Here is a 1558-nt window from a genome sequence, read left to right on the forward strand (position 1 = left end):
TGTAGGAGCGAGCTTGCTCGCGATGGACTCAAGAGCGCCGCGTTTAGTCAGTAAACACGCGGCATCGTTAACGACCATCGCGAGCAAGCTCACTCCTACAGTGGATCATTCTCGCTTAACTGAACAGCATTACGGCCGACGCCGGGCTTTTTCATTGCCGTGACATGTTTTTCACGAAACGCTCACAGAATGGAGCGCAGATTGGACGAACAAAAGGAATTGACCCCAAACAGAAAGCCCGCCATCTAGCGGGCTTTTTGTTTTCACCTTCCATAGCCGCCAATGATGGCTGTGCGCTATCCACCCGTACTCGCTGGCGAAAAAATCAGCGTCAGCCGTGAAGCCCATGAACCGGGATTACCCACACCCTGGAAGGCAGGTCTTCAGGCGTTGCAGGGCGGACGATCATCGCACTTGTTCCCGGGTGGACGAATGCCTGGGCAGGAACACCTCGGCCAACATGCAGCGCGCGCTGCCGCCACCGATGCGCTCGATGGTGTCGATGTTCACCGGCAACGGCGTGGTGTGAGTTTCGATCAAGCGACGCTGATCGGCATCCAGCGATTGCCAGGCGGTGCGCGACATCACCAGCAGTGGCTCGCCCGCTGCGTTGTGCACTTCCAGCATGTTGCCGGCAAAGGACTCCAGCTGCGTCCAGTTCAAGGCGATGACCTGTTTGCCGCTGGTTTCGAGCCGGTTACGCAGCGCTGCACGTTCGCCCGGTTGGGGCACGGACGCCAGGCAAACCACCGCCAGGCTAGTGCCGACACTCATCATCACATTGGTGTGATAAATCGCCACGCCTTGGCGGTCCAGCGCGTTGAACGCGCACAGTTCATAGCCCAAATGGGTGACCAACTGGTCCAGGGCCCGGGCGTGGGTGCGCGTGGAATACCCGGCGTAGCAAATCCGCTGTTGCCGATCCAGGACCATGCTGCCGGTGCCCTCCAGGAAAATCTCCTGCTCTTCGAGGCTGGACAGGTCCAGCAACTGCTCGACCCGGTATTCACCCAGCAATCCGTCGAGTACACCTTTGTCCCGCTCCAGACGCCGGTTGTGGCCCTGCATCGGGTACAGCACCAAGGTGCCATCCGGGTGGCTGCTCCACCAGTTGTTGGGGAAGATCGAATCCGGGGTATGCGGCGCTTCGCGATCGTTATGCACCAGGACTTCGACACCATGCCGGCGCAACGCGGCGACATAGCCATCGAACTCGGCAAGGGCCTTGAGTTGTACGTCTTCAGCTACTGTTGCCGGACGCTGGAAACGGTTGTTCGCCGCCGTGTCCTGATTGAAGGAAAAACGTGTCGGACGAATCATTAAAACCGTATTGGTGGTTTGCATGGGTACAGACTCAATGAGGGGCGAGAGAGGCTCATTGTCTGTTTCAAAGGGGGAAAAACCCGGTTGATAACGGCTTTTGCGCTGATGAAAACGGCTGAAGATCCTGACCCCTTCAGCCGATTCGGCAAGGACCACAAATCAAATGTGGGAGCGGGCTTGCTCGCGAAAGCGGTGTGTCATCCACATCAATGTCGACTGACACACCGCTTTCGCG

At 58.2% G+C, this 1558-nt stretch carries 1 protein-coding gene; it reads right to left on the reverse strand.

What is annotated here, in order from left to right:
• Positions 1–405: 405 nt before the first annotated feature.
• Positions 406–1344, reverse strand: coding sequence for a citrulline utilization hydrolase CtlX (ctlX, locus tag AC07XF_RS28945; protein ID WP_495029246.1), 939 nt, complete (start codon positions 1342–1344; stop codon positions 406–408).
• Positions 1345–1558 lie beyond the last annotated feature (214 nt).

This window comes from Pseudomonas sp. GW821-FHT01C01 (assembly GCF_059422645.1).